Source organism: Aureimonas sp. AU22 (genome assembly GCF_001463745.1).
GTDB lineage: Bacteria > Pseudomonadota > Alphaproteobacteria > Rhizobiales > Rhizobiaceae > Aureimonas.
In genome coordinates, this window is sequence record NZ_BBWJ01000051.1 from 17,652 (window position 1) to 41,383 (window position 23,732).

The window sequence follows — 23,732 nt, forward strand, 5'->3', positions numbered from 1 at the left end:
TGGGGGTGGAGGGGAAGGCGCGCGCACGCGCCCCGGGAACGGCGGGATTGGGCGCACCGCCCGCATGCAGGGCGGTCATTTCTGCCTCCAGGGCAGACCGGCCGCCTTCCATCCCGCCTGATGGCCGCGATGGCCGTCCGGGTCGGGCGGGCCTTCGAAGCCGTCGAGGATGTTGTAGCAGTCGGAAAAGCCCGCCGCCGTCATCGCCGCCGCGCTCGACATGGAGCGGGCGCCCGAACGGCAGAGGAAGTAGAGCTTGGACGTCTCGGAGCCGCCGGCCGCCCGAACGGCCGCGCCGACGCGATCCGTGAAGCCGGGATCGACGGCCATCGTCGGATAGCTCTGCCACTCGGCGAAGACGGCGTCGCGGCCGTTTTCGGGCACGAGGGGAAAGCCCACGAAATTCCATTCGGCCGACGTGCGAACATCGACCAGGAAGCTTTGGGAATCGGACTGCAGGGCGGACCAGCACTCCTCGACTGAAACGTCGCCCTTGTAGGAACGGCTCATAGCGAACTCCCAACACGCCGCACCGACACGATCGGACACGGCGGAACGCGGAACGAAATTCACCCTGCCGCGCTCGAACGGAGCGCGAGCCACTGGGTGATACTCATCGAAAAACGGAAAGCCCCTGGTCGACCCGGCTCGTGGCCGGTCCCCTTAAGTTCTGGAAAACACCTCTTGTCCCCAGCCTTCGTCGTCCAGTGCTCTTGTCGTGAGGCAAAAGCTACGGAAGGCCCCAGGTTCGGGCAAGCTTTGAATCGGCTCCCGCGACCTAAGCGTGGTCGAACTGTGGCGAGTCCGACATGCCCGTTCCCGCCGCGATTTTCGCAATCGCCTGATTCAACGGGAGATTCGAGGAAGGGGTCGGCCGCGATTTGGTCGCAGGTCTGAACTCGGGATTCTTTTTCGGAGTCAGACTTGACTCACGCGACTCGGCACGGCGCCGTCCAGCAATCCGGGGGGTTTTCCACAACCATCGCCAAGCCGTTGTTTTTGCTGCGGTAAACCTGATTCACGCTGAGCCCGGGCTTCCTGCTGCGCGGCGATCACATAACAAGCGTGTGACGGTCACATTTGTGCGTGGCCAGCCACAAAGCACCGAGCGTGCATGGCACGAATCGAAAAGGACCCGGAGCGGTCGCTCCGAGCCCTTCGTAGGGTTTGGATGTGGGCGGCGCTCAGGCGGCGCCGACGGCCTTCACCCGGCTCGACAGGCGCGAGATCTTGCGGGACACCGTGTTGCGATGCATCACGCCCTTCGAGGCAGCGCGCGCCAGTTCGGGTTCGGCCAGCTTGAAGGCGGCCTGGGCTGCGGCCTTGTCGCCCGTCAGGATCGCTTCCTCGACCTTGCGAAGGAAGCTGCGAACGCGCGAGCGGCGGTCACGGTTGATCGCGGTGCGACGGGCGATCTTGCGGGCGGCCTTCTTGGCCGACGGCGTATTGGCCATATTCAGTCTCTCTCGGCTAGACGCGGAACCGAACGACCAACCGGGCCGCCTGTCTCCGCGCGAATGGTTTCAGCGTGAAGCCGCCGAGCCGAACGAAACCGAGCGGCAAGGCGTGAAAGGCCGCACCGGAACGATGCCGCCTGAAATCTGGCGCGCTTATAGGCGCAAGCACCTGCCGCGTCAACGGTTGCGCCACCGGGACCTCAGCGGTGGCGGAAGCCGGGTTTGCGCTTCTCGATGAAGGCGGCCATGCCCTCCGACTGATCCTCCAGCGCGAAGGCGGCGGCAAACAAGCGTCGCTCGGCGCGAAGGCCCTCCGTCAGCGTCGTGTCGAAGGCCCTCGTGATCGCCTCCTTCGTCATCATCGCGGCCGGCAGGGAGAAGCCCGCGATGGTCTCGGCCGCCTTCTGCGCCTCCGCCAGAAGCTCGGCGTCGGGCACGACGCGCGCGACGAGCCCGGAGCGCTCGGCCTCTCCGGCGTCCATCATGCGGCCGGTGAGGCAGAGGTCCATGGTCTTCGCCTTGCCGATGGCGCGGGCCATGCGCTGCGTGCCGCCCATGCCGGGCAGAACGCCGAGCGTGATCTCGGGCTGGCCGAACTTGGCCGATTCGGCGGCGATGATGAAGTCGCACATCATCGCGACCTCGCAGCCGCCGCCGAGCGCATAGCCGGCGACCGCCGCGATCATCGGCTTGCGGGCGCTCGCGAACCGGTCCCAGCCGCTGGCGAAGTCGGAGAGATAGGCCTCGGCGAAGCCGAAGGGCTGCATCTCCTTGATGTCGGCGCCGGCGGCGAAGGCGCGCTCGGACCCCGTCAGCACCATGGCGCCGATCTCGGGGTCGGCAGCGAAGGCGTCGGACGCATGGAGGAGTTCGGTGAGGACCTGGCTGTTCAGGGCGTTCAACGCCTTCGGACGATCGATGGTCATCCAGCCGACCCGGCCGCGACGGTCCACCTTGATGCTCGTGTAGTCCATGCCCGTCCTCCCGTTGTGCCGCAAAGGATAGGGGCGGGCGGGCGGTCCGCCAAGCGGCTCAGGCGCCGCCGGCCGTCCGCTCCGCCGTGGAGAGGGCCGCGAACCAGTCGGCATAGGGCGTGTTCTTTGGCGCGAAGCGCGTCCAGTCGCGCGCCCCGTCGGTCCACCAGACGGGACCGCGCTCGCCGAGCGCCTGCTTGGCGGCGTCGACGCCCCGGCGCGCCGCGCGCCGCTCGGCGTCCGTGCCCGCATCGCGGACCGCACGCCGCGCGTCCATCAGCGCATGCACGGCCGCCTCGCGCTCGCGCTCGCCGAGCGCCGGATCGGAGCAGCGCCAGAGCCGCCCCTTGGCGACGAAGTAGCGGCCGTCCGGCGTGCGCGGGTAGTCGGCGCTCACCTCTGGCAGACCGGGCAGAAGAACGTGGAGCGGCCGGACTGGACGATCCGCTGGACAATGCCGCGGCAAGCCTCGCGTCGGCAGGGCTCGCCCTCGCGGTCGTAGACCTGGAAACGGTGCTGGAAGTAGCCGAGCGCGCCGTCTGCCTGCCGGTAGTCGCGCAAGGTCGAGCCGCCGGCCTCGATCGCGTCGGCGATGGTTTCGCGAATATGCAGCGCCAGTGCCTCGAGGCGCTGGGTCGGCCGCCCGTCGGCGCGCACCAGTGTGCCAGCCATGCGGCGCGGCGACAGGCGGGCGCGCCACAAGGCCTCGCAGACATAGATGTTGCCAAGGCCCGCGATGATCGTCTGGTCGAGAAGCGCGGCCTTCAGCGGTGCCGCCTTGCCCTTGACGCGCGGCGCCAACGCCTCGCCGGAAAGCGCGTTGCCCGTCGGCTCGATTCCCAGAGCCCGGAAATGGGGATGCGTATCGCGCTGGGCCGCCTCGATCAGGCTCATGTAGCCGAAGCGCCGGGGGTCGTTGAAGACGATGCGCGCGGCGGGCGTGTCGAGGTGAAAGAGGACGTGGTCGTGCAGCCGGTCCTCGGAGCGCGCGAGATGGAAGGCGGCACTCGCCACGGGCTCGCCGCCTCCCGCCCCCTCGATTCCCTCGATTCGGAACGAGCCGGACATGCCGAGATGCATGGCGAGCACGAGGTCGCCCTCGATCTCGGCGAGAAGATACTTCGCCCGGCGTCCGAGCGACAGGATGCGCCGGCCCTCCAGGCGCGCGGCGAAGCGTTCGGGCAGCGGAAAGCGCAGGGCGTCTCGCCGCGTCTCGACGCGGGCGATGCGCGCACCCTCCATCACCGGCGCCAGGCCGCGGCGGACGGTCTCGACCTCTGGCAATTCGGGCATCGCTGCTTATCATCTCCTCGTCGAGCGCGCCGCCATGTTGCGGACGCGGCACAAGACATGGCGCGCCTGGACCCGTTCCGCTATGGGTCGCCCGCCTGGGGGCGCGCCGGTCGCGGCTCCGAACATCGAGAGGTCGATCAGCATGTCGCGAACCCGCGTCGGCGCAACGGAGGGCATGGAAACCTCCTACGGATTCGAGACGGTCTCGGGCCGCGAGGAGAAGCAGGCCCGCGTGAACGAGGTGTTTCACCGCGTCGCCTCCAACTACGACCTGATGAACGACCTGATGTCGGGCGGCATGCACCGCCTCTGGAAGGACGCGATGGTGCAGTGGCTCGCGCCCTCGCGCCGCCCGGGCTGGCGCTTCCTGGATGTTGCCGGCGGCACGGGCGACGTCGCCTTCCGCATCGTGGAGGCCTCGCGCGGGGCCGCAAGGGGCACCGTCCTCGACATCAACGCCTCGATGCTGGGCGTCGGGGCCGAGCGTGCGGAAAAGCGCGGCCTTTCGGGAAACCTCACCTTCGTGGAAGGCAATGCCGAGGACCTGAAGCTCGAGGACGACGGCTTCGACGCCTACACGATCGCGTTCGGCATCCGCAACGTGCCGCGCATCGACCTGGCGCTGGCGGAAGCCTACCGCGTCCTGAAGCCCGGCGGGCGCTTCCTGTGCCTCGAATTCTCCGAGGTCGACCTGCCGGTCCTCGACAAGGTCTACGATCTCTGGAGCTTCAAGGCGATCCCGGCCATCGGCGGGGCGGTCGCCCGGGATCGCGAGTCCTACGAGTATCTCGTGGAATCGATCCGTCGCTTCCCCAACCAGTCGAATTTCGAGGCGGCGATCCGGCGCGCCGGCTTCGAGCGCGTGACGCACCGCAACCTGACCGGGGGCATCGCCGCCATCCATTCGGGCTGGAAGCTCTGAGGTTGAGCAATCCCGTCACCGGCACGATCGCGCTGATCCGGGCGGTCTACATCCTGGCGCGCGAGGGCGTCGTCTCGGCCCTGCCGGCCGAGGGCCTGCCACCGATGGCGAGCCTCGCGCACCGTCTCGCGGGCCTCATGGCCCGGCGCTCGGCCACCCGCCGGGCGCGCTCGGAGCGCCTGTCCCATGCGCTCAACCGGCTGGGGCCGTCCTATGTAAAGCTCGGCCAGTTCCTGGCGACGCGCCCCGACATCGTCGGCACGGAGATCGCGCTGGAGCTGAGCCAGCTTCAGGACAAGGTGCCGCCGTTCCCGCGCGAGCAAGCCATCCGCGACATCGAGGTGACGCTCGGCCGGCGGATCGACGACCTCTTCGTCGAGTTCGGCGAGGTGGTCGGAGCGGCCTCCATCGCGCAGGTCCACAAGGCCCGCGTCCTGACCCGCGAGGGCTCCTATCGCGACGTCGCGGTCAAGGTCATCCGGCCGGGCGTGCGCGTGCGCTTCCGGCGCGAGCTCGAGGCCTTCGCCTTCATCGCCTGGGTCCTGGAGAAGGTCGTGCGCTCGTCCCGGCGCCTGCGGCCCGTCGCCGTGGTGGAGACGCTCGCCCAGTCGACCCGCATCGAGATGGACCTGCGCCTGGAGGCGGCCGCCTCGTCGGAGATGGCCGACAACGTGGCGGAGGATCCGCATTTTCGCGTGCCCGGCATCGACTGGGAGCGCACGGGCCGCGACGTCCTCACGATGGAGTGGATCGACGGCATCAAGATGAACGACGTCGCCGCCGTTGCCGCTGCGGGCCACGACCTGCCGCGCCTCGGCGTCAATCTCGTCCAGTCCTTCCTGCGCCATTCGATGCGCGACGGCTTCTTCCACGCCGACATGCATCCGGGAAACCTCTTCGTGGTGCCCGACGGCACGATCGTGGCGGTCGATCTGGGCATCGTCGGGCGCCTGACGGCGGACTCGCGCCGTTTCCTGGCGGAGATCCTCTACGGCTTCATCCGGCGCGACTACCAGCGCGTCGCCGAGGTGCATTTCGAAGCGGGCTACGTGCCCCGCACGCAGGACGTCCTGTCCTTCGCACAGGCCCTGCGGGCGATCGGCGAGCCGATCCACGGCCAGCCGGCCGAGACCATCTCGATGGCCCATCTCCTGACCCTCCTCTTCGAGGTGACGGAGCTCTTCGACATGCAGGCTCGACCCGAGCTGGTTCTTCTGCAGAAGACCATGGTGGTGGTGGAGGGTGTCGCGCGATCCTACGACCCCCGCTTCAACATGTGGGAGGCGGCGGAGCCCGTTGTCACGGACTACATCGTCTCCGAGCTCGGCCCCGCCGCCAAGCTCCGCGACGCCAAGCGGGGGCTCGAGGCGATCGGCCGGGTGATCCACCGCTTCCCGGATTTCGCCGCGGGACTGGAGGTCTTCGCCAACAACATGCCGGACCTCATCGAGAACGGCATCCACATCAACGACGACGACCTGATGGAACTCGCCAAGGAGTCGCGCACCGGCCTCATCATCAGCCACGTCGCGCAGATCGCCTCGGCGGTCGCGCTGGTGGTCATCGCCTGGCAGCTGACCTTCGGGTAGAGGGCAGGGTGATTGCATTGCGATCACAGGTTTGGCGTCGTACCTTCGGTTGAGAAAGAGTTCTGCGATGGCCAATTTGACGGTTCGCAACATCGAGGACGACGTAAAGTCTGCTCTACGCCTGCGAGCGGCACGCAAGGGCGTTTCGGTGGAAAGCGAGGTGCGCGACATCCTGCGTGCGGCGGCGCGCGAGGAGACAAGTCTCCCACCCGAAAGCGAAGCCGAGCGAAAGGCGCGCGTCGCTCGTATCCTTGCCCTCGGCAGGCCGCCTTTGAAGTCATTCGATCTCAAAGCCTTTTCGGACGAACTGTCGGCCCCTTCGGAAGGGTTGCCGGACGGTTCGGAGTGATCGTCGTAGATACGTCAGCCGTGGTGGCTATCGTCGCGGGTGAGCCGGAAGCCGAGGCCATTGCGGAGATCATGGGCTCGCGAAACGACTTCGCCATGTCGACAGGCACGAGGCTGGAACTCGGCATCGTCGCGCGTGCCAAATGGGGAGGCGAGGGCAAGGCCCGGGTCGAGGCCGTCCTGTCGGAAATGAGGATCTCCTATCCAGCCTTCGACGAACGGCAGATGCAACTCGCGACCGAAGCTCACCGGCGCTTCGGCGGCGGCACCGGCCATCCCGCCCGGCTGAACTTCGGCGACTGCTTCGCTTATGCGCTCGCCCGCGCGCTCGACGCGCCGCTCCTTTTCAAGGGCGACGACTTCGTCCACACCGACGTCCGCTCCGCCCTTCCGAGCCCGCCATGACCCTTGCCGAAAAGCACATCCTTCTCGTCATCGGCGGCGGCATCGCAGCCTACAAGTGCCTCGACCTCATTCGCCGCCTGCGCGAACGGGGGGCGAAGGTGACGCCGGTGATGACGAGGGCCGCGGGCGAGTTCGTCACGCCCTTGTCGGTCGGAGCGCTCGCCGGCACCAAGGTCTACGGCGAACTCTTCGACCGCGACGACGAGCATGACGTCGGCCATATCCGGCTCGCGCGATCCGCCGACCTCGTGATCGTCGCCCCGGCCAGCGCGACGCGCATGGCCAAGATGGCTGCGGGGATCGGCGACGATCTGGCCGGCGCGGTTCTGCTCGCGACCCGCGCGCCCGTGCTGCTGGCGCCCGCCATGAACCCGGCCATGTGGACCCATCCCGCCACGCGCCGCAGCCTTGCGACGCTGAAAGGGGATGGCATCCGCTTCGTTGGCCCCAACCGGGGCGAGATGGCCGAGAGCGGCGAGGCCGGCGAGGGGCGCATGGCCGAGCCGCTGGAGATCGTGGCCGCTGCGGAGGGCCTCCCGGGCGTGGCGGCGGGCCCGCTTGCCGGCCGGCACGTCCTCGTCACCTCCGGCCCGACGCACGAGCCGATCGACCCGGTGCGCTACATCGCCAACCGCTCGTCGGGACGCCAGGGCCATGCGATCGCAGCGAGCCTTGCCCGTCTCGGCGCGCGGGTGACGCTGGTCTCCGGCCCGGTCGCGCTTCCCGATCCGGCAGGCGTTTCCACCGTTCATGTCGAGACGGCGCGCGAGATGCTGGCGGCGGTCGACGCGGCGCTTCCCGCGGACGCCGCGGTGTTCGTCGCCGCCGTCGCCGACTGGCGCACGGACGGGGACGCAGCTCACAAGATCAAGAAGACGGAGGCCGGACCGCCGGCGCTCGCCCTGGTCGAAAATCCCGACATCCTGCGCACGGTCGGCACCGGGCCGCGCCGTCCCCGGCTCGTGGTCGGCTTCGCGGCCGAGACGCGCGATCTCCTAGAGAACGCTGCGCTGAAGCTCGCCCGCAAGGGTGCCGACCTCATCGTCGCCAACGACGTCTCGGGCGACGTGATGGGCGGAGACGCGAACACGGTGCGGCTGGTCTCGCATGCCGGCGTCGAGGAATGGCCCACGATGCCGAAGGCCGCCGTCGCCGATCGGCTGGCGCTGGACATCGCGCGCCGACTCGGGGCACTCGGGCCCGCATGAGCGCGCTTCCCACGATCGGCATCCGCCGGCTCCCGCATGCCGAGGGTCTCGACCTTCCGGCCTATCAGTCCGCCGGAGCGGCCGGCGCCGACATCCGCGCCGCCGTCAACGAGCCGCTGGTGCTCGGCTCCATGGCGCGCGCGCTCGTGCCGACCGGGCTGGTGATGGACATTCCCGCTGGCTGGGAGGTGCAGGTGCGGCCACGCTCGGGGCTCGCGGCGCGGCACGGCGTCACCGTCCTCAACAGCCCCGGGACCGTCGACAGCGACTACCGCGGCGAGGTGCAGGTGATCCTCGTCAATCTGGGGCCTGAGCCGTTCACCATCGCGCGCGGCGAGCGGATCGCCCAGATCGTCGTATCGCCCGTGGCTCAGGCCGCCTTCGAACCGGTGGCGGACGTCTCGTCCTCGGCGCGCGGCGCCGGAGGCTTCGGCTCCACGGGGCGCTAAAGCATTTCCGGCGAAAGCCGGGTCGGCTTTCGCGCGCCGACGATGCGATGAACAAGGTCCCGAAGCACGTCCAGAGCACCGAATGTCACCGCGCGTGCGTCGGGCCTCAGCGCGACGCGATCCGGCGTGGGTCCTTGGCCTCGCGCAGGCGACGGTCCACGGCCGCGCCCTCGATCGTCGGGCCTCGGCCGAGCGCGCCGAGGCGCGTGAGTTCCACACGGTTCCGTCCGGTGCGCTTGGCCTGGTAGAGATTGGCGTCCGCCATCTTGTAGAGCGCGGGGAAGGCCACAGGCCCGCGGAACGCGATGCCGCCGGCAGAGATCGACAGCCGCGTCCGGCGGTCCGCCGGGCCGACCTCGATGCGCGCGATCGCCATGCGCAGGCGCTCCGCCACGATCCGCGCCTCCTCCAGTCCCGCGTCTTTCAGGAGGATCGCGAACTCCTCGCCGCCGAGCCGGCCGACGAGGTCGTCCTGGCGCACCGAGCGCCGGAGCGTCGCGGCGATGGCGGTCAGCGCCTCGTCGCCGACATGGTGGCCGAGGCGGTCGTTGATCTTCTTGAAATGGTCGGCGTCGAGGATCAGCAGCGTGTGGTGGACCGCGTCTCGCGCGCGACGCCGTCCCGTCGCGCCGATCTCCGCCTCGGCGGCGCGCTTGAAGGCGGTGCGGTTGAGCACCTGCGTCAGGCCGTCGCGCGTTGCCGCATGGTGAAGCCGCGCGTTCTGTCGCCGCAGACGCGAGATGCGAAGCGCCGCATAGACCTGGAGCGGGAGGGCACAGCCGAACAGCGCGAGGAGACAGAACAGGAGCGTGGCGCGCGTGGCGGGAAGCGCGAACCCATCGAAAGCATAGAAGGCGGCGATCACCATCACCGCACCCATGGTGAGGGTCAGCCCGAGAAGCTCCAGGGAGAAGCGCACGAGGTCGTCGATGGAGGTCTGTCGCATGGCATCCGCGGCTGAAGCACTGGCGGCCCAAACTGACGCCTCCGCCTTGCCGTTGGATGAAGCCGTTCGATCGCATTTGTACGACCCTGTTGCGCCCCGCTCGCGGCCCGGCCGAAGATCATTCCTCGACGCAGGCCTGCAGGGGCACAATATTGCCCGAACGGGCCGTCCGCGCCGGGCAGGAGTGCTTGGGTTGCGGGCATCGTTCGCTCTAGACTGACTCCACGGACGCGGCAGCGCGGCAGGAACCCGAGAGAAGGAGGCGCGAGATCCATGGACAATCCCGCCAACGAGACGACCGCCCGCACCCATGGCCGGGGACGGATCTACGATTCCATTCTCGACACGATCGGCGATACGCCGCTGGTGCGCCTCGACAAGCTGGCACGGGAGAAGGGCGTGAAGGCCCATCTCGTCGCCAAGCTGGAATTCTTCAACCCGATCGCATCGGTGAAGGACCGGATCGGCGTCGCCATGCTGGAGGCGCTGGAAGCGGCCGGCACGATCCAGCCGGGGCGCAACACGCTGATCGAGCCGACGTCCGGCAATACGGGCATCGCGCTGGCCTTCGCGGCCGCCGCCAAGGGCTACCAGCTCATCCTCACCATGCCTGACACGATGTCGATCGAGCGGCGCAAGATGCTGCGGCTCCTCGGTGCCGAACTGGTGCTGACGGAAGGCGCGAGGGGCATGAAGGGCGCGATCGCCAAGGCGGAGGAACTGCGGGCCGAGATCCCGAACGCGGTCATTCCGCAGCAGTTCGAGAATCCGGCCAACCCGCAGATCCACCGCGTGACGACCGCCGAGGAGATCTGGAACGACACGGCCGGCGGCGTCGACATCCTCGTGTCCGGCATCGGCACGGGCGGCACGATCACGGGCACGGGCCAGGTGTTGAAGAGCCGCAAGCCCGGCGTGCAGGTCGTCGCCGTCGAGCCCGAGGCCTCGCCGGTCCTGTCGGGCGGCTCGCCCGGTCCCCACAAGATCCAGGGCATCGGCGCGGGCTTCGCGCCGCCGATCCTCGACCGCGAGATCTACGACGAGGTGGTCACGGTCTCCAACGACGAGAGCTTCGAGACCGCGCGTCTCGTGGCGCGTCTCGAGGGCGTGCCGGTCGGCATCTCGTCCGGCGCGGCGCTCGCTGCCGCGATCAAGGTCGGCCAGCGCGAGGAGAACGCCGGCAAGACGATCGTCGTCATCATCCCGTCCTTTGCCGAGCGCTATCTGTCGACCGCCCTCTTCGAGGGGCTGGTGGACGAGAGCGAGCCCAAGGAGCCGCCGCGCGGCGCACCCTCGATCTGACGGGTCGCCACGAAATGAACAAGAGGGCCGCCCCCGAGCGGCCCTTTTCTTTTGGGCCGTGTGTCCCTTGTTAGGAGGGCGCTGCGGGGAGGCAGTGCTTCGCCCGACCCAAGCTTCGCACAGCCCGGACGCATCGCATGCCTTTGACCGAAACCTTGGAAAGCTCGCAGACCTTCCTGCGCACTCTGGCCGCCCAGGCCGCCGCCTTCCTTCCCAATCTCGTCGTCGCGCTTCTGATCCTGGCGATCGGCTTCTTCCTGGCCGGACGCCTCGCCCTGCTCGTCACGCGCGCCTTCGGGGCGTCGGCCAAGATCGACCAGACGGTGCGCGGGCCGCTCGTCGCGATCGTGCGCTATGTCGTGATCGTGATGACGCTGATCATCGCGCTCGGCCAGGTCGGCGTGCAGATGACCTCGCTGCTTGCCGTGCTCGGCGCCGCGGGTCTGGCGGTCGGTCTGGCCCTGCAGGGCACGCTGACCAACATCGCCGCCGGCATCATGCTGCTCTGGCTGCGCCCGTTCCGCGTCGGCGACTATATCGAGACCCAGAACTTCTCCGGCACCGTCCACGAGATCGGTCTGTTCACCTGCCATCTCGAGACGTTCGACGGCCTCTTCGTCTTCGCGCCCAACTCGACGCTCTGGAACGTGTGGATGCGCAATCACTCGCGCGCCGCCTCGCGGCTTCTGGCCTGGTCCGTGACCGTGCCGCGCGAGGTGCCCTTCGAGGAGGCACGCGAGGTGCTGGTCGACGCCTGGCGTCGCGAGGGCGCCGACGGACGTCTCAGCGAGCCGGTGGCCTTTCTCGACCAGCTGACCCCCGACGCCCAGGTGCTCGTGCTGCGTGGACGCGTGCGGGAAGGGGAGACGGCGACGGCGCAGCGGCGGATCGCCGAGGCGATCCGGCTCCGCTTCACCGAACGGTTCGGCGGGGCGGAACCGAAGGCGATCCAGCGGATCGTGCCGGCCGACACCGATCCCTCGCGCTATCTCGGCGCGGACGAGGCGCCGAGCGCGAGCCCCGTTCTCGTCAACGACCGCGCGGACGCAGCTTCGGACGGCGTGGTCGCCAGTCCGAAGGGGTGACGGGGCTCATACGAAAAAGGGCGACGGACCCGGAGGTCCGCCGCCCTTTTTCCATCGAAACGGAAGAGGCTCAGGCGCCGCGCGACGGAGCGCCCGGACGAACGGCCTTCTTCGGCGCGGGCAGCAGGCCCTCGCGCTGGGCCTGCTTGCGGGCGGCCTTGCGGGTGCGGCGGATGGCATCCTGCTTCTCGCGGACGCGGCGCTCGGACGGCTTCTCGTAAGCCCGGCGTTCCTTCATCTCGCGGAAGACGCCCTCGCGCTGGAGCTTCTTCTTCAGGGCGCGCAGCGCCTGTTCCACATTGTTGTCGCGAACGTCGACCTTCATGGGCATCCTTTCGATACGAGTGGCGAGGTCGAGCCCCGCGCGGGTTGATGTCCGGGGGTTGCCCGGCGATTCTTCATTCGTCCGTCGGCGGCGGAGCCGAAAGGCTCGGGGCCATTCCCCGAAGGGATGGGCCACGTCCGTCGCGGTCGGCAGGCAAACGATCGCGTGTCAATGGCCTCTTTCGCGGCCGAAATCAAGGTGCAACCGCCACCGGACCCCGTTTGCGACGCGCTACGACGACTTTCGCCGACGCACGACGCGCATCGGCAAGCCGTCTCGTGGCTGCACGGTGATCTTCTGCACCGGATGGGGCGGCCGGCGGCCGGCGTAATCGAAGCGCAGGTCCCGCAGGAGGCAGGCCAGCGCGATCACGCCCTCCTGCATCGCGAACGACGCCCCGATGCACACGCGCGGCCCGACACCGAAGGGGATGTACTGGAAGCGGTCGAGCCGGGCCCGATTCTCCGGCAGGAAGCGGTCGGGCAGGAAATGGCCAGGCCGCTCCCACAGCGCCTCGTGACGATGGACGAGCCAGGGCAGCACGAGGAGCGAGGCGCCCGCCGGAATCGGCATGCCCGCCACCACGTCGTCCTCGACCGCCATGCGGTTGAGCGAGGGGGCCGGCGGATAGAGCCGCATCGCCTCTTCCAGTGCGGCGCGCGTCCGGGGCAGGGCGTCCGCCCATTCGCGCGGGTCGGGCAGGTCGGGAAGGCGCTCGTCGAGTTCGCGCTCCACCTTCTCGCGCTCCGCCGGCGCATTGGCGAGGAGATAGAGCGTCCAGCCGAGCGCGCGCGCCGTGGTCTCGTGGCCGGCGCCGATGAAGGTGATGATGTTGTCCTCGATCTCCGCCGGCGACAGCCCGTCGGCCTCGAGAAGCAGCGTCAGGAGATCGCGCGGGGCGCTCTCCGGCGCTTCCCTGAGGAGGGCCCGGCGCCGGGCGGCGGTCTCGGTGATGAGGCGGCGGAAGTAGGCGGTGGAGCGATGGCCGAGGAGACGCCCGAGGCGCGGCAGGAACGCCGGCGCGTCGAGGATGTCGAGCGGGTCGATCCGGCCCATGCGATGGAGGAAATCGTCCATCGCGCGGGCGAACTCCGCCGGCTCGCCGGCGATCGCGTCGGTGAACAGCGTCGCCTGCAGGATGTCGTAGGTCAGGAGCGTCATCTCGTTCGCGATGTCGCGCGGCGGACCCTCCGCGCCGGCGCCCAGGCGATCGGCGAAGGCGGCCGAGCGCTCCGCCATGATCGCGGCGAGGCCCCCGACGTTGCGCGGCGTGAAGACCGGCGCCATGGCCCGTCGGGTGCGCCGCCAGAGCTCGCCCTCGGCGGTCAGGAGGCCGTCGCGTAGCATCGGGCGCAGGACGCGCTGGCGCAGCGGCTGCATGGCGTAGTTGGCCGCGTTGTCGACGAGGCAGTGCCGGATCGCCGCCGGGTCGTTGACGATGACCGTGGGGACCTTCAGCCAGTCGTTGCGGACCACCCTTTCGCGATAGGCCTGTTCGCTCCAGATGGCGAGGGGGTTGCGCATCGCGGTCCAGACGAAGGCCGGCGTCGAGAGCGGGCCCGGCCGGGGACGGGGTGCTGGGGCGAGAAAGGCCTCGCGGGTCGCGGACATCCGGGCACTGCTCCTCATCGATCGGAGCGCGGCATATGGGACCTCCGCCCTGCCGACGAAAGCCCTCGGGCGTCTGCGCCAAGCTCTGGAAAGCTTGGTTTTTCAGCGGGAAACCATTATATCGGGGAGGCCCCGGCGGGCACGAGCGCAGGGCGAGCGGAGCCTTTGGGCTCCCCCTCGCGTCACCACAGGAACATCATGTCAGAAGCCTTCGAGACGAACCCCGGCGCCCCGGCCGAGTACGGCGCCGATTCCATCAAGGTGCTGAAGGGTCTCGACGCCGTCCGCAAGCGTCCCGGCATGTATATCGGCGACACGGACGACGGGTCCGGCCTCCATCACATGGTCTACGAGGTGGTGGACAACGCGATTGACGAGGCGCTCGCCGGTCACGCGACGCTCGTCACCGTCACGCTCAACCCCGACGGCTCCTGCACCGTGACCGACAACGGGCGCGGCATCCCGACCGATATCCACTCCTCCGAAGGCGTCTCGGCGGCCGAGGTCATCATGACCCAGCTGCACGCCGGCGGTAAGTTCGACCAGAACTCCTACAAGGTGTCCGGCGGCCTCCACGGCGTCGGCGTCTCGGTGGTCAACGCCCTGTCCGTGTGGCTCAAGATGAAGATATCCCGCAAGGGGCAGGTCCATGAGATGAGCTTCACGCACGGCGTCGCCGACGCGCCGCTCGTGGTGACGGGCGAGGCGGGCTCCGAGACCGGGACCGCGATCACCTTCCTGCCTTCGACCGATACGTTCCGGGGCGTCACGACATTCGACTACGGGACGCTCGAGCACCGCCTGCGCGAGCTTGCCTTCCTGAACTCGGGCGTGCGCATCATCTTGGCCGACAAGCGCCATGCCGACGAGAAGCGCAACGAACTCTTCTACGAGGGCGGGCTCGAAGCCTTCGTGCGCTACCTCGACCGCGCCCGCAAGCCGCTGCTTTCCGAGCCGATCACGGTGAAGAGCGAGCGCGAGGGCATCACGGTGGAAGCCGCGCTCTGGTGGAACGACAGCTACCAGGACAACGTCCTGTGCTTCACCAACAACATTCCCCAGCGCGACGGCGGCACGCACATGGCGGGCTTTCGCGGCGCGCTGACGCGCCAGGTCATCGGCTATGCCGAAAGCTCCGGCCAGCTGAAGAAGGAGAAGGTCCAGCCGACCGGCGACGACTGCCGCGAGGGGCTGACCTGCGTCCTGTCGGTCAAGGTACCGGACCCGAAGTTCTCCTCGCAGACCAAGGGCAAGCTCGTCTCCTCCGAGGTGCGGCCCGTGGTGGAGAGCGCGATGAACGAGGCGCTCGGCTCCTGGTTCGAGGAGCACCCGTCGGACGCGCGCAACGTCATCGGCAAGATGGTGCAGGCGGCGGCCGCGCGCGAGGCGGCGCGCAAGGCGCGCGAGACCGTGCGCAAGGACGTCATGAGCGTCTCGACCCTGCCCGGCAAGCTCGCGGACTGCCAGGAGAAGGACCCGGCGAAGTCGGAGATCTTCATCGTCGAGGGCGATTCCGCCGGCGGCTCGGCCAAGGGCGCGCGCTCGCGCCAGAACCAGGCGATCCTGCCGCTCCGCGGCAAGATCCTGAACGTCGAGCGCGTGCGCTTCGACCGAATGATCTCGTCGGACCAGATCGGCACCCTGATCACCGCGCTCGGCACCGGCATTGGCACGTTCGAGGGCTCGACCTACGGCTTCGACGCCGACAAGCTGCGCTACCACAAGATCATCATCATGACGGACGCCGACGTCGACGGCGCCCATATCCGCACGCTGCTCCTGACCTTCTTCTTCCGGCAGATGCCCGAGCTCATCGAGCGCGGCTACGTCTACATCGCCCAGCCGCCGCTCTATAAAGTGACGCGCGGCAAGCAGAGCCAGTATCTTAAGAACGAGAAGGCGCTGGAGAACTACCTGATCGACGGCGGCCTCGAGGACGCCGTGCTGACGCTCGGTTCGGGCGAGGTGCGACGGGGCCGCGACCTGCGCGCCGCAGTCGAGGACGCGCTTCAGGTGCGCCAGATCCTCGGCGGGCTCCACTCACGCTATGGCCGGCCCGTGGTCGAGCAGGCGGCGATCGCCGGCGCGCTGAGCCCCGCGGTGGCCGACAATCGCGGCGAGGCCGAGGTGATGGCCGACCGCATCGCCAAGGCGCTGGATGCCGTCGCCGAGGAAACCGAGCGCGGCTGGATCGGCGAGGCGGACGGCGAGGGCGGCTACCGCTTCCAGCGCACCGTGCGCGGCGTTCTGGAGGTGCAGGCGCTGGATGCGGGTCTCGTGCAGTCGGCCGATGCGATCGCCCTGCATCGCCTGGCCGCCCGGCTCGGCGAGATCTACGACACGCCACCCGTCCTCAAGCGCAAGGAGACCGAGCGCGCTCTCAGCGGTCCGCTCGACCTCCTGAACGCCGTCTTCGAGGTCGGCCGCAAGGGCCTGTCGCTGCAGCGCTACAAGGGCCTCGGCGAGATGGACCCCGAACAGCTCTGGGAGACGACCCTCGACCCCGAGGTCCGCTCGCTCCTCCAGGTCAAGATCGCCGATGCGACCGACGCCGACCAGCTCTTCTCACGCCTGATGGGCGACGAGGTGGAGCCGCGCCGCGAGTTCATCCAGGAGAACGCCCTGCAGGTGGCAAACCTCGACATCTGATCGGAAAACGATTGCGAAGGCTGCGTTGTGGCGGGAAGGGATTGAACTCGGTCTGTAACGGATTGGGCTTCTGCTGACAGGATTAGGCTGACTGAACGCATGCTCCGGTGACGGGTTTTCCGGAACCGGAGCATCGCTGAACCGGGTTGACCCCGGTTTCCGACTTCGAACGGCAAAGCTTGAGGTTCATGGATCGCATGCCGGGCATCTCCGCGACTTGGTCCTCCGTCTGACCCCATGGAAGGGGTCCTCGATGGTCGCCGGATGCGTATGACCCAGTACGGCGCCGGACGGGAGAGCCTCCGCGAGGGTGAACGTGAAGTCGATGTCCTGCACCCAGACATCTCGCGTTGCCGTTAGACGGGCCCATTCGAGCAACAAGTGTCTCGCCAGGTCACGTCTTTCACCGTCCGACGACCTGTCGAGGTTCAGGACGGCACGAACGAGCGTGGGGTAGCCCCGCTTGCGCAGCACCGGATGCGCGACCCAGCCGAGGATCACCTGCACCCATTCGCTGCCGTAGATCAGGTAGTGTCCCGCCCCGCCCCCGGTCAGCGAGCGGCTGTCGAGGACGACGTGGAGCAAACCGGCATCCCGCTCACGCTTCGGGAACGAGGCGAGGAGCGCGTCGGCGTCCGGGTAAACGGCGGCCAACTCCGGCTCGCTCCGGATGAGTTCCCTCACATGGTCGTCGAGAGCCGCGGGGTCGTTGACCTTCAAGCCCTCCCTCGAGAAGCGTCCGGGGTCGTCCACCCGGCTGCCGTGGAAGACAACGGCGCGCGCCGCTGCAAGGTCGTCGGACAGTTCGTCGAGGAGGTCCTCCAAGCCGGGCACGGACGCCCTCCCGACGCGGTCGACCCATTCCGCGTCGTCGACGTAGAGTTGCTTTCGGGGCTTTCGGGTCAGGCGCTCCAAGCCTCCCGACTTCAAGCGGTCGCCGACCCAGTTCCCAATCGCAGGAACCCAGGTCGATGGCGACTCCCACTCGATCGTGAGGTCCGAGAAGTTGTCGTCGTGCATCGGCTGCTCCCCGGGCGCGTGTCTGAGATGCTGTGGATGCCGATCGCGCCGGCTGGGCTGGCTTCGTCCGTCCGACAGGTTGTACGCATGTTGGCATCAGTCGCTCAAGGCGGCCATGTCCTCGCGGATGCCCGGTCACGTAGGCGTTCAAGCCCCGTCCAAGCCGTTGCGCGGAGCGGTCCGCAAACAGCCCGAAAGGGTTTGGGCTGTCCGATGAAGGGGATTGGACCCACCACGTGAAAGGGATTGCGCTACTCCCCGAAAGCGATTGGGCCGCCGGAAACTCCTGACCTCCGCGTCCGCCGTGCCCAACAATGCGACTCACCGGGCACGACGCCATGACCCGTAGCGCCCTTAGCGTGGTCGGCTCGGCGGAGCATCTGGCGGGACCGTCTACGCGACGCGCCGAACAGCCTTCGTTCGCGACGAAAACATGCGGAACTCGCTTCGGGCGCCTTTCCGCCGAGCACGGCCCGTGACGAACTTCCGCCCGCTTCGCGAGGGATGCAGGGCCATGGACACGGTCAGCCCAGAAGCCAGGAGCGCCAACATGCGGGCGGTCCGGTCGTCGAACACACAGCCCGAGAAGGCGGTCCGTTCGATCGCTCACGCTTTGGGCTTGCGATTCCGCCTGCATCGGCGGGACCTTCCGGGAACGCCCGACCTAGTGCTGCCGAAGCATCACGTCGCCGTTTTCGTCCACGGTTGCTTCTGGCATCGCCACGAGGGATGCAAGGCGGCCTCTCTTCCGAAGACGCGGACGGACTACTGGCAGGCGAAGTTCGACCGCAACGTCGCGCGCGACGCCAAGGCGCGGGACGACCTAGAGGCCCTGGGCTGGAAGGTCGTCGTGGTGTGGGAATGCGGCGTGAAGGATCGGGAGGCCGTCGGCGCCCTCCTGTTCCGGGCGCTGTCCCGCGACCTTCCGCTCCCGCCGCCGCACGAGAGTAGCGGCTGAACCCGGGGGAGGGGTGCGAGCCGTCCCTGTCTCGATAGCTCGCGACGGCAAACGGTCCCGTTCCCGACGCCGTCAGTCATGCAGTCCCCAGTTCTGGTCGGCGTCGTTGCGCCTGTTCGAGGCCTCCGGCGGCAGCGTCGACGAGACGCGCGGCTGTCCGTCGGTTCCCGTCCACGCGAGCGTGACGCCCCAGCCGGAACCCTTCCCGCTGTTGGTCGGGTAGCGCGACAGCGACTTCGTCACCGGGATCCCCGCGATCGTCATCGTGCCCGACCCCGTTCCCATGTGGGCGACGAAGAGGGCGTCGAGGAAGGAGTGGTCGAGGAGGTCGGCTTCCCGTACGAGGGACAGGTCGCGAAGGGCATCCGTCCGCCTCTTCCTCTCGTCGCGCCGGCGGCGGACCTCGACGTCCGATACGTACGCTTCGGCCCCCGGGGCGTCCTGCGGCTCGGTCCCGCGTTCCATGGGCAGGCGCCCCTGGCGGTAAGCGGCGAGGATCGCAGCCGCCGCGTCGGGCCCAACGAGCAGCGTGATGTCCATGGGGGAGTCCCGCGCGACGATGTCAGCCTTCTCCTCGCGCGACAGGACCGATCCGGAGAGGATCGCCTTGCGGGCGAGCAGCGGCCTCAGGCCGGGCAGTCTCGACAGGAAGCCCGTCAGCGTGATCATGCGTTCTCTCCGTTCCGTGTCAGCCGTCCCGCGGCGCGGATGTCCGCCGGCCCGGCCGCCTACGGCACGCGTCCGTCGCGGACGGGTCCCTGTTCACCGGACCGGCCGTCCTGTTAAGGAATCGGAAGGCCGCGAATCCTTGACGGGTGGCGCGGGCGCCGGGAGGGACCCATGTACGACCCAAACGAGACATCCGTCGACCCGATCCCGCCGGGCGCCATCGACCGCGATTCCCGCCCCTACGAGTTCAAGATGAAGATCGAGGGCGGCGTCCTCGATAACCTCGGCATCAAGATGTACACGCGGGTGGGCAAGGTGCTGGTCGAGTTCGCGGCGAACGCGTTCGACTCCGACTCCCCCTTCGTCGACATCCGCTTCGACGCGACCACGATCGCCTGGGCCCGCGACGAGGTCAGGCGCGAGGCGACTAAGAAGCTTGAGGCTGAGCGCCTCGACGAGGCTCCGCCCGCCGACTCGAGACGTCCGAAGCGCCGGGCCCACGTCATCGTCGACCCCTTGCCCGAGGACGTGACGATCACGATCCGCGACACGGGGCACGGCATGAGCGCGAGCCAGATTGCCGAGGCGTTCCTCCCCCTCAACCGCAACCGGCGCCGGCGGAAGGGCGCACAGGAGGAGAGCGACTTCTACTCGGAGGCCGGCAAGCGCCTCGTCATGGGCCGCAAGGGGATCGGCAAGCTCTCCGCCTTCGGCGTCGCGGAGCGGATGAAGGTGAGGTCCAAGAGGGCGGGGCAGACGTTCTGGACCGAGGTGGACCTGCGGGCGGACACCCTGCGCATGACCACGGACATCGGTTCGGTCGTGATCCCGCACGAGTACCACGAGGCCTTGCCGCACGAGGTCGACCACCACGGCACGACGATCACCCTGATGGGCCTTCGGTGCGACTCCATGAATTTCACCGGGGACGAGATCGAGTCGGTGCTGGCCGAGACGTTCAATCCGATCCGTCCCGAGGAGTTCGAGATCCGGTTGCAGGGCGACCCCATCCGGCAGCCGAAGCCCGAGCTGGAGTTCGTGTACCCGGAGGGGATGGCCGACGGGGGGATGGCGGAGGAGACGCTCGACGACCCCCATTGGGGCGCCCTAGACCTGCGCTATCGGGTCCAGTTCAGGAAGAAGAGCCTGCCCGCCGAGAAGCGGGGCGCCTACATCTACTCGAAGAACCGCCTCGCGATGGATCCCTCGCTCCTCGGCCTGAACACCGGGATGCACAACTTCATGGCCCAGCAATATATGGAGTGCATCGTCGAGTCGGACGACCTCGACAACCTAAACGTCGACGTCATCGGTACGAACCGCGCGGGCATCATCCAGAGCAGCGACGTCGTGAAGAGCTTCCTGCGCCGCGTGACCGACATCATGCGGGAGGCGGTCAACGCACACGCGCGCTTCAAGGAGAGGGAAGCCGACCGGATGATCGACACGGCGCCGGAGGCGCGTGAACTGCGTCGTGTCCTCACGATGATCGCCCCCAACCAACAGAGGCACGCCAGGGATCTCGCGAAGGTGTTCGTCGGTCGCTACGGGGTTCACTCCGACGAGTTCGAGCACCTGACCCCGCTGATCATCGGCACAGCCAACGCGGGCGAGATCCTGATCGACCTGATCCGAGTGTCGGGGAATGCCGAGAGCATCGCCGAGATCGCGCCGAAGCTCGTGGAGCTGCGCGAGGTCGAGCGCGACGACGCCATCAAGCTCTACCAGGCCCGGCGGAACGGCATCATCGGTTTGGAGCGGGTCGTCGATGGCTCGATGAAGACGATCGGCAAGGGGCCGCACGACGAGCGCGCGCTCCACCAGCTCCTCAAGGCGTCCCCGTGGCTGATACGCCCCGACCTCTCCGGCTACATCGCGAGCGACGAGGGGATGGCCAACGTCCTCGACAGGCTGGCCGCCGAGTTGAAGGTGGACGGGTACGCGCCGCCGCCGGCCGAGAACGCCAGCATCGCGCCCGAAGGCGAGACCGAAGATCAGGAACAGCGGCGCACCGTCCGCCCTGACCTCGTCGCATTGGTCGGGGACGGACCGCATCCCGCCAACGTGTTCGTCGTCGAGCTCAAGGCGCCGACGGTGCCGCTCAGGGTCGAGCACCTTACGCAGCTCAAGACCTACATGACCCGCGTGCGGCGCTTCTTCGAGGCCGAGGGCACCGCCAACGGGCGGAAGGTCAAGGTCGAGGGCGCACTCATCGGCGCCCTGCCGCATCCGTCGACGAAATCCGACGGACAGATGCAGCTCTTGGCGGAGCTAGGGGACCGCGGTCCGAACGCCGACTGGGAGGTCTTGAGCCTTCACGAGATGCTCGCGCGGACCCGGCGGGTTCATGAAGAGATGCTAGGCGTCCTCAAACGGCGTGCCGACGAGGAAGCGGCCTCGTCGCGAGACTCGGTAGAAGGTGGCCAGGCGACGACCGCTTCGGCTACAGCCGGCGGGTCGGGGGAAACGGCATGACGTATGACCTCGTCGAACTGAGAAAGGCGAAGTTCGCGAAGTACGATATTCTCTTCAAGCGCATCATCGACCCGGAGCGTTCGATGCTCCGTGAGATGTTGGGGCTCGTTCGAGCTAGGTCGCTTCCGACGGAGTTTGCTGGATTCCCCCCGCGGAGCGTCGATGCTCTGTTCTGGAAGCGGGGTTGGTATCACCATGTCGAGTTCCAGACACGTGACCACGCGACGATGCGATGGAGGATGCTCGAATACTACTGGCTCATCGCCAAGCATAGGTACAAGTTGCGGACAGGCGTAGATCCCAGGATCAAGCAGAAGGTTCTTTATGTCGGGAACGGAACGTCCGGCATGGCGTCGACGATCAGCGCAGGCGTTCTCGATTACGAGTTTCAACTGCTGGACCTTGAGTCCTTCAACGATGATTGGGCGGACCGCCTTCTACGGTCGACCGAGCCTTCCGACATCGTACTCGGCCTTCTATGCCGACCTTTCCTAGAGCCAGACGACTGGACCGAAGCCTACCGAAAGGAGTGGAAGAGGGCTGCCAGAATCGTGTCCCGTGAGGCCGAGATCGATCCGTTCCACGCTGGGGACGGTCCAGCACTCTTGTTGGTCGCAGCTCTGCTCAAGAAGGTGCCCGAGGACGTCAAAAGGAGTCTCGAGATGGCAATCCGTGTCGATGTGCAACAATCCAAACTGTTCACTCAGGTTTTTGACGAAGGTGAAGACTCCGGCCGCGTCAAAATGGCACTGCGGATGATCCAGAAGCACGCCCAACAAAATGGGATCCTCCTTGACAAGGAGACTCAGGAGAGGCTGACCGAACTCGACGCCGATGTCTTGGAAGACCTGGCATATGACTTCAGAGGGGGGGCGGACATCGTCGAGCTGGTGGCCCGTGCGGGACACAGCGTCGACGGGGACGCAATAGAGTTCGATGGGTGGTAAAAGGTCGACCGATGGCTGGGACCGTCCTCACGACTGCGGCCGTCACGCCCTGAAGCGTTTCAAAGAGCTGCGACCACCGCCTTTCCAACCGCTGCCGCCAACGGGATCGGAACCCCGTTCCCAATCTGTCGTGCGACCGGGTACGGACGACCGGCGAACGTCCACGAGTCGGGCACGCCTTGTAGGCGTGCGCCCTCCCGCAACGACAACACCCGGTCCTCGACGGGGTGAAGGTAGCGGCCCTTGGAGGGGTTCTGGAACGTGCAGCGCAGGGTGTTCGACGGAGCGTCCGCGTCCATGCGGCCCCACGCGTCCGTCGCCTGGCAGCCCATCCTCAGCCACGAGGGCGGGCAGAGCTCCGGCGCCAGCTTGATGATGTCCCTCTTGTCGCCACCCTTCGGCACGCGCGCGATCCGCTCGGACGCTACCCCGCGCGGGGTCGGCCACACGTTCATCGGGTCGTCGGCCGCGACGGGCCGGGTCGGGTCCATGATGGCCTCGGCGACGGTGGTCGGGGTTCCGGTCGGCTCCGGACGGGCGATCGCCCCGACCTTGGACGCGACGGTGAAGGCCCGGCGGCGGCGTTGCGGCGTCCCGAAATCCTTGGCGTCCAGCTCCCAGACGTCGATCCCGTAACCCATGCCCCGGAGGCCTTCCGCCAAGCGGTGCCACTGCTGGGACCTGACGAACGGGGGCACGTTCTCGATCACCACGACCCGCGGCGACGACTTGCGGACCCACGGGAGGACGCTGAGGCCGAGTTCGTTGCGCTCGTCGAGGGGGTCGCGGCGGCCGAGGGTGCTGAAGCCCTGGCAAGGCGGGCCCGCCACGAGCACGTCGCAGCGAAGGTCGGAGAACGCCTCGGACGCGTCGGCGCGGACGACGCAGCCCGCGACGTTGCGTTCGTAGCTCTCCACCGCGTCGTGCGAGAGCTCGACCGCGAGCACGGGGGCGAGACCGGCCTCGATCATTCCGGCGCTGAAGAGTCCGGCCCCGCTGAAGAGGTCTATGAAGGTTGCCGTCATTCCGCCTGCCGCTGCCCCCGTCATCCGCGGACCGGGGCGCCGAGTGTGGGTCGCCACGGGTGCCGCCCACGCTTC

Annotated in this window: 23 protein-coding genes; 12 read left to right on the forward strand and 11 right to left on the reverse strand. The window is 68.1% G+C overall.

Translation table 11 applies throughout. The features are described from left to right. Positions 1–75: 75 nt before the first annotated feature. The 5 genes from AUL34_RS19205 to mutM form a co-directional block, all read right to left on the reverse strand. Positions 76–510 carry a rhodanese-like domain-containing protein gene (locus AUL34_RS19205; protein ID WP_061937496.1) on the reverse strand — a complete coding sequence of 145 codons (435 nt, stop codon included), beginning with the start codon at positions 508–510 and terminating at the stop codon, positions 76–78. Between the two features lie 674 nt (positions 511–1,184). Beyond that, on the reverse strand, positions 1,185–1,454 hold the full coding sequence (rpsT, locus tag AUL34_RS19210) for a 30S ribosomal protein S20 (RefSeq protein ID WP_061937499.1): 270 nt from the start codon (positions 1,452–1,454) through the stop codon (positions 1,185–1,187). A gap of 203 nt (positions 1,455–1,657) precedes the next feature. After that, positions 1,658–2,431, reverse strand: coding sequence for an enoyl-CoA hydratase (locus AUL34_RS19215; RefSeq protein ID WP_061937502.1), 774 nt, complete (start codon positions 2,429–2,431; stop codon positions 1,658–1,660). A 58-nt stretch (positions 2,432–2,489) separates the two neighbouring features. Then, positions 2,490–2,828, reverse strand: coding sequence for a hypothetical protein (locus tag AUL34_RS19220; protein ID WP_061937505.1), 339 nt, complete (start codon positions 2,826–2,828; stop codon positions 2,490–2,492). Further along, positions 2,825–3,724 (reverse strand): bifunctional DNA-formamidopyrimidine glycosylase/DNA-(apurinic or apyrimidinic site) lyase, encoded by a 900-nt coding sequence (gene mutM, locus AUL34_RS19225; protein ID WP_061937508.1) that lies wholly within the window; start codon positions 3,722–3,724, stop codon positions 2,825–2,827. Before mutM ends, AUL34_RS19220 begins: the two co-directional genes overlap by 4 nt. A 142-nt stretch (positions 3,725–3,866) precedes the next feature. On the opposite strand from mutM, the gene ubiE reads away from it, so the two are divergent. The 6 genes from ubiE (at position 3,867) to dut (ending at position 8,645) form a co-directional block, all read left to right on the forward strand. Further along, positions 3,867–4,646 carry a bifunctional demethylmenaquinone methyltransferase/2-methoxy-6-polyprenyl-1,4-benzoquinol methylase UbiE gene (ubiE, locus tag AUL34_RS19230; protein ID WP_061937510.1) on the forward strand — a complete coding sequence of 260 codons (780 nt, stop codon included), beginning with the start codon at positions 3,867–3,869 and terminating at the stop codon, positions 4,644–4,646. Between the two features lie 2 nt (positions 4,647–4,648). After that, entirely contained in the window at positions 4,649–6,235 is a 1,587-nt protein-coding gene (gene ubiB, locus AUL34_RS19235) for a 2-polyprenylphenol 6-hydroxylase (RefSeq protein WP_061937513.1), read from the forward strand. A 67-nt stretch (positions 6,236–6,302) separates the two neighbouring features. Further along, on the forward strand, positions 6,303–6,584 hold the full coding sequence (locus AUL34_RS19240) for a hypothetical protein (RefSeq protein ID WP_061937516.1): 282 nt from the start codon (positions 6,303–6,305) through the stop codon (positions 6,582–6,584). After that, on the forward strand, positions 6,581–6,988 hold the full coding sequence (locus tag AUL34_RS19245) for a type II toxin-antitoxin system VapC family toxin (RefSeq protein WP_061937519.1): 408 nt from the start codon (positions 6,581–6,583) through the stop codon (positions 6,986–6,988). The genes AUL34_RS19240 and AUL34_RS19245 overlap by 4 nt, the downstream gene beginning before the upstream one ends. Beyond that, complete coding sequence (gene coaBC / locus AUL34_RS19250; RefSeq protein WP_061937522.1) at positions 6,985–8,196, forward strand: bifunctional phosphopantothenoylcysteine decarboxylase/phosphopantothenate--cysteine ligase CoaBC; 1,212 nt, start codon at positions 6,985–6,987, stop codon at positions 8,194–8,196. Before AUL34_RS19245 ends, coaBC begins: the two co-directional genes overlap by 4 nt. Then, complete coding sequence (dut, locus tag AUL34_RS19255) at positions 8,193–8,645, forward strand: dUTP diphosphatase (protein WP_061937525.1); 453 nt, start codon at positions 8,193–8,195, stop codon at positions 8,643–8,645. Before coaBC ends, dut begins: the two co-directional genes overlap by 4 nt. Before the next feature lie 106 nt (positions 8,646–8,751). On the opposite strand, the gene AUL34_RS19260 is transcribed toward dut, so the two are convergent. After that, positions 8,752–9,591 (reverse strand): GGDEF domain-containing protein, encoded by an 840-nt coding sequence (locus tag AUL34_RS19260; protein ID WP_061937527.1) that lies wholly within the window; start codon positions 9,589–9,591, stop codon positions 8,752–8,754. 273 nt (positions 9,592–9,864) lie between these two features. Between AUL34_RS19260 and cysK the strand changes: the two genes are divergently transcribed. Further along, positions 9,865–10,893, forward strand: a complete 1,029-nt coding sequence (gene cysK / locus AUL34_RS19265; RefSeq protein WP_061937530.1) for a cysteine synthase A — start codon at positions 9,865–9,867, stop codon at positions 10,891–10,893. 137 nt (positions 10,894–11,030) lie between these two features. After that, a complete protein-coding gene (locus tag AUL34_RS19270; protein ID WP_061937533.1) occupies positions 11,031–11,978 on the forward strand; it encodes a mechanosensitive ion channel family protein in 948 nt (315 codons plus the stop codon). A gap of 70 nt (positions 11,979–12,048) precedes the next feature. On the opposite strand, the gene rpsU is transcribed toward AUL34_RS19270, so the two are convergent. Further along, positions 12,049–12,303, reverse strand: coding sequence for a 30S ribosomal protein S21 (gene rpsU, locus AUL34_RS19275; RefSeq protein WP_055893455.1), 255 nt, complete (start codon positions 12,301–12,303; stop codon positions 12,049–12,051). A 231-nt stretch (positions 12,304–12,534) separates the two neighbouring features. After that, positions 12,535–13,914: a cytochrome P450 gene (locus AUL34_RS19280; protein ID WP_061937536.1), complete on the reverse strand. Its 1,380-nt coding sequence runs from the start codon at positions 13,912–13,914 to the stop codon at positions 12,535–12,537. A 198-nt stretch (positions 13,915–14,112) separates the two neighbouring features. On the opposite strand from AUL34_RS19280, the gene gyrB reads away from it, so the two are divergent. After that, entirely contained in the window at positions 14,113–16,563 is a 2,451-nt protein-coding gene (gene gyrB, locus AUL34_RS19285; protein ID WP_061937539.1) for a DNA topoisomerase (ATP-hydrolyzing) subunit B, read from the forward strand. Between the two features lie 186 nt (positions 16,564–16,749). Here the strand turns inward: gyrB and AUL34_RS19290 are convergent, their stop codons facing one another. Beyond that, entirely contained in the window at positions 16,750–17,583 is an 834-nt protein-coding gene (locus AUL34_RS19290; protein ID WP_061937542.1) for a hypothetical protein, read from the reverse strand. Positions 17,584–18,097: 514 nt separating this feature from the next. Between AUL34_RS19290 and AUL34_RS19295 the strand changes: the two genes are divergently transcribed. After that, a complete protein-coding gene (locus AUL34_RS19295) occupies positions 18,098–18,541 on the forward strand; it encodes a very short patch repair endonuclease (protein ID WP_061937545.1) in 444 nt (147 codons plus the stop codon). Positions 18,542–18,613: 72 nt separating this feature from the next. Here AUL34_RS19295 and AUL34_RS19300 read toward each other — a convergent pair whose 3' ends face one another. Beyond that, positions 18,614–19,210: a hypothetical protein gene (locus AUL34_RS19300; protein ID WP_061937548.1), complete on the reverse strand. Its 597-nt coding sequence runs from the start codon at positions 19,208–19,210 to the stop codon at positions 18,614–18,616. 171 nt (positions 19,211–19,381) lie between these two features. Here AUL34_RS19300 and AUL34_RS19305 point away from each other — a divergent pair, with 171 nt between their 5' ends. Together AUL34_RS19305 and AUL34_RS19310 are read left to right on the forward strand one after the other, a co-directional pair. Further along, positions 19,382–21,685, forward strand: coding sequence for an ATP-binding protein (locus AUL34_RS19305; RefSeq protein ID WP_061937551.1), 2,304 nt, complete (start codon positions 19,382–19,384; stop codon positions 21,683–21,685). Next, entirely contained in the window at positions 21,682–22,632 is a 951-nt protein-coding gene (locus AUL34_RS19310) for a hypothetical protein (RefSeq protein WP_061937554.1), read from the forward strand. Before AUL34_RS19305 ends, AUL34_RS19310 begins: the two co-directional genes overlap by 4 nt. A 59-nt stretch (positions 22,633–22,691) precedes the next feature. Here AUL34_RS19310 and AUL34_RS19315 read toward each other — a convergent pair whose 3' ends face one another. Further along, entirely contained in the window at positions 22,692–23,657 is a 966-nt protein-coding gene (locus tag AUL34_RS19315; protein ID WP_061937556.1) for a DNA cytosine methyltransferase, read from the reverse strand. Positions 23,658–23,732: the final 75 nt, after the last annotated feature.

What these genes read in the sequence shown, in the direction of transcription:
- AUL34_RS19205 (WP_061937496.1), bottom strand. Translation starts at nt 510, where the DNA reads ATGAGCCGTTCCTACAAGGGCGACGTTTCAGTCGAGGAGTGCTGGTCC.
- rpsT (WP_061937499.1), bottom strand. Translation starts at nt 1,454, where the DNA reads ATGGCCAATACGCCGTCGGCCAAGAAGGCCGCCCGCAAGATCGCCCGT.
- AUL34_RS19215 (WP_061937502.1), bottom strand. Translation starts at nt 2,431, where the DNA reads ATGGACTACACGAGCATCAAGGTGGACCGTCGCGGCCGGGTCGGCTGG.
- mutM (WP_061937508.1), bottom strand. Translation starts at nt 3,724, where the DNA reads ATGCCCGAATTGCCAGAGGTCGAGACCGTCCGCCGCGGCCTGGCGCCG.
- ubiE (WP_061937510.1), top strand. Translation starts at nt 3,867, where the DNA reads ATGTCGCGAACCCGCGTCGGCGCAACGGAGGGCATGGAAACCTCCTAC.
- AUL34_RS19240 (WP_061937516.1), top strand. Translation starts at nt 6,303, where the DNA reads ATGGCCAATTTGACGGTTCGCAACATCGAGGACGACGTAAAGTCTGCT.
- coaBC (WP_061937522.1), top strand. Translation starts at nt 6,985, where the DNA reads ATGACCCTTGCCGAAAAGCACATCCTTCTCGTCATCGGCGGCGGCATC.
- dut (WP_061937525.1), top strand. Translation starts at nt 8,193, where the DNA reads ATGAGCGCGCTTCCCACGATCGGCATCCGCCGGCTCCCGCATGCCGAG.
- AUL34_RS19260 (WP_061937527.1), bottom strand. Translation starts at nt 9,591, where the DNA reads ATGCGACAGACCTCCATCGACGACCTCGTGCGCTTCTCCCTGGAGCTT.
- cysK (WP_061937530.1), top strand. Translation starts at nt 9,865, where the DNA reads ATGGACAATCCCGCCAACGAGACGACCGCCCGCACCCATGGCCGGGGA.
- AUL34_RS19270 (WP_061937533.1), top strand. Translation starts at nt 11,031, where the DNA reads ATGCCTTTGACCGAAACCTTGGAAAGCTCGCAGACCTTCCTGCGCACT.
- rpsU (WP_055893455.1), bottom strand. Translation starts at nt 12,303, where the DNA reads ATGAAGGTCGACGTTCGCGACAACAATGTGGAACAGGCGCTGCGCGCC.
- AUL34_RS19280 (WP_061937536.1), bottom strand. Translation starts at nt 13,914, where the DNA reads ATGTCCGCGACCCGCGAGGCCTTTCTCGCCCCAGCACCCCGTCCCCGG.
- gyrB (WP_061937539.1), top strand. Translation starts at nt 14,113, where the DNA reads ATGTCAGAAGCCTTCGAGACGAACCCCGGCGCCCCGGCCGAGTACGGC.
- AUL34_RS19290 (WP_061937542.1), bottom strand. Translation starts at nt 17,583, where the DNA reads ATGCACGACGACAACTTCTCGGACCTCACGATCGAGTGGGAGTCGCCA.
- AUL34_RS19295 (WP_061937545.1), top strand. Translation starts at nt 18,098, where the DNA reads ATGGACACGGTCAGCCCAGAAGCCAGGAGCGCCAACATGCGGGCGGTC.
- AUL34_RS19300 (WP_061937548.1), bottom strand. Translation starts at nt 19,210, where the DNA reads ATGATCACGCTGACGGGCTTCCTGTCGAGACTGCCCGGCCTGAGGCCG.
- AUL34_RS19305 (WP_061937551.1), top strand. Translation starts at nt 19,382, where the DNA reads ATGTACGACCCAAACGAGACATCCGTCGACCCGATCCCGCCGGGCGCC.
- AUL34_RS19310 (WP_061937554.1), top strand. Translation starts at nt 21,682, where the DNA reads ATGACGTATGACCTCGTCGAACTGAGAAAGGCGAAGTTCGCGAAGTAC.
- AUL34_RS19315 (WP_061937556.1), bottom strand. Translation starts at nt 23,657, where the DNA reads ATGACGGCAACCTTCATAGACCTCTTCAGCGGGGCCGGACTCTTCAGC.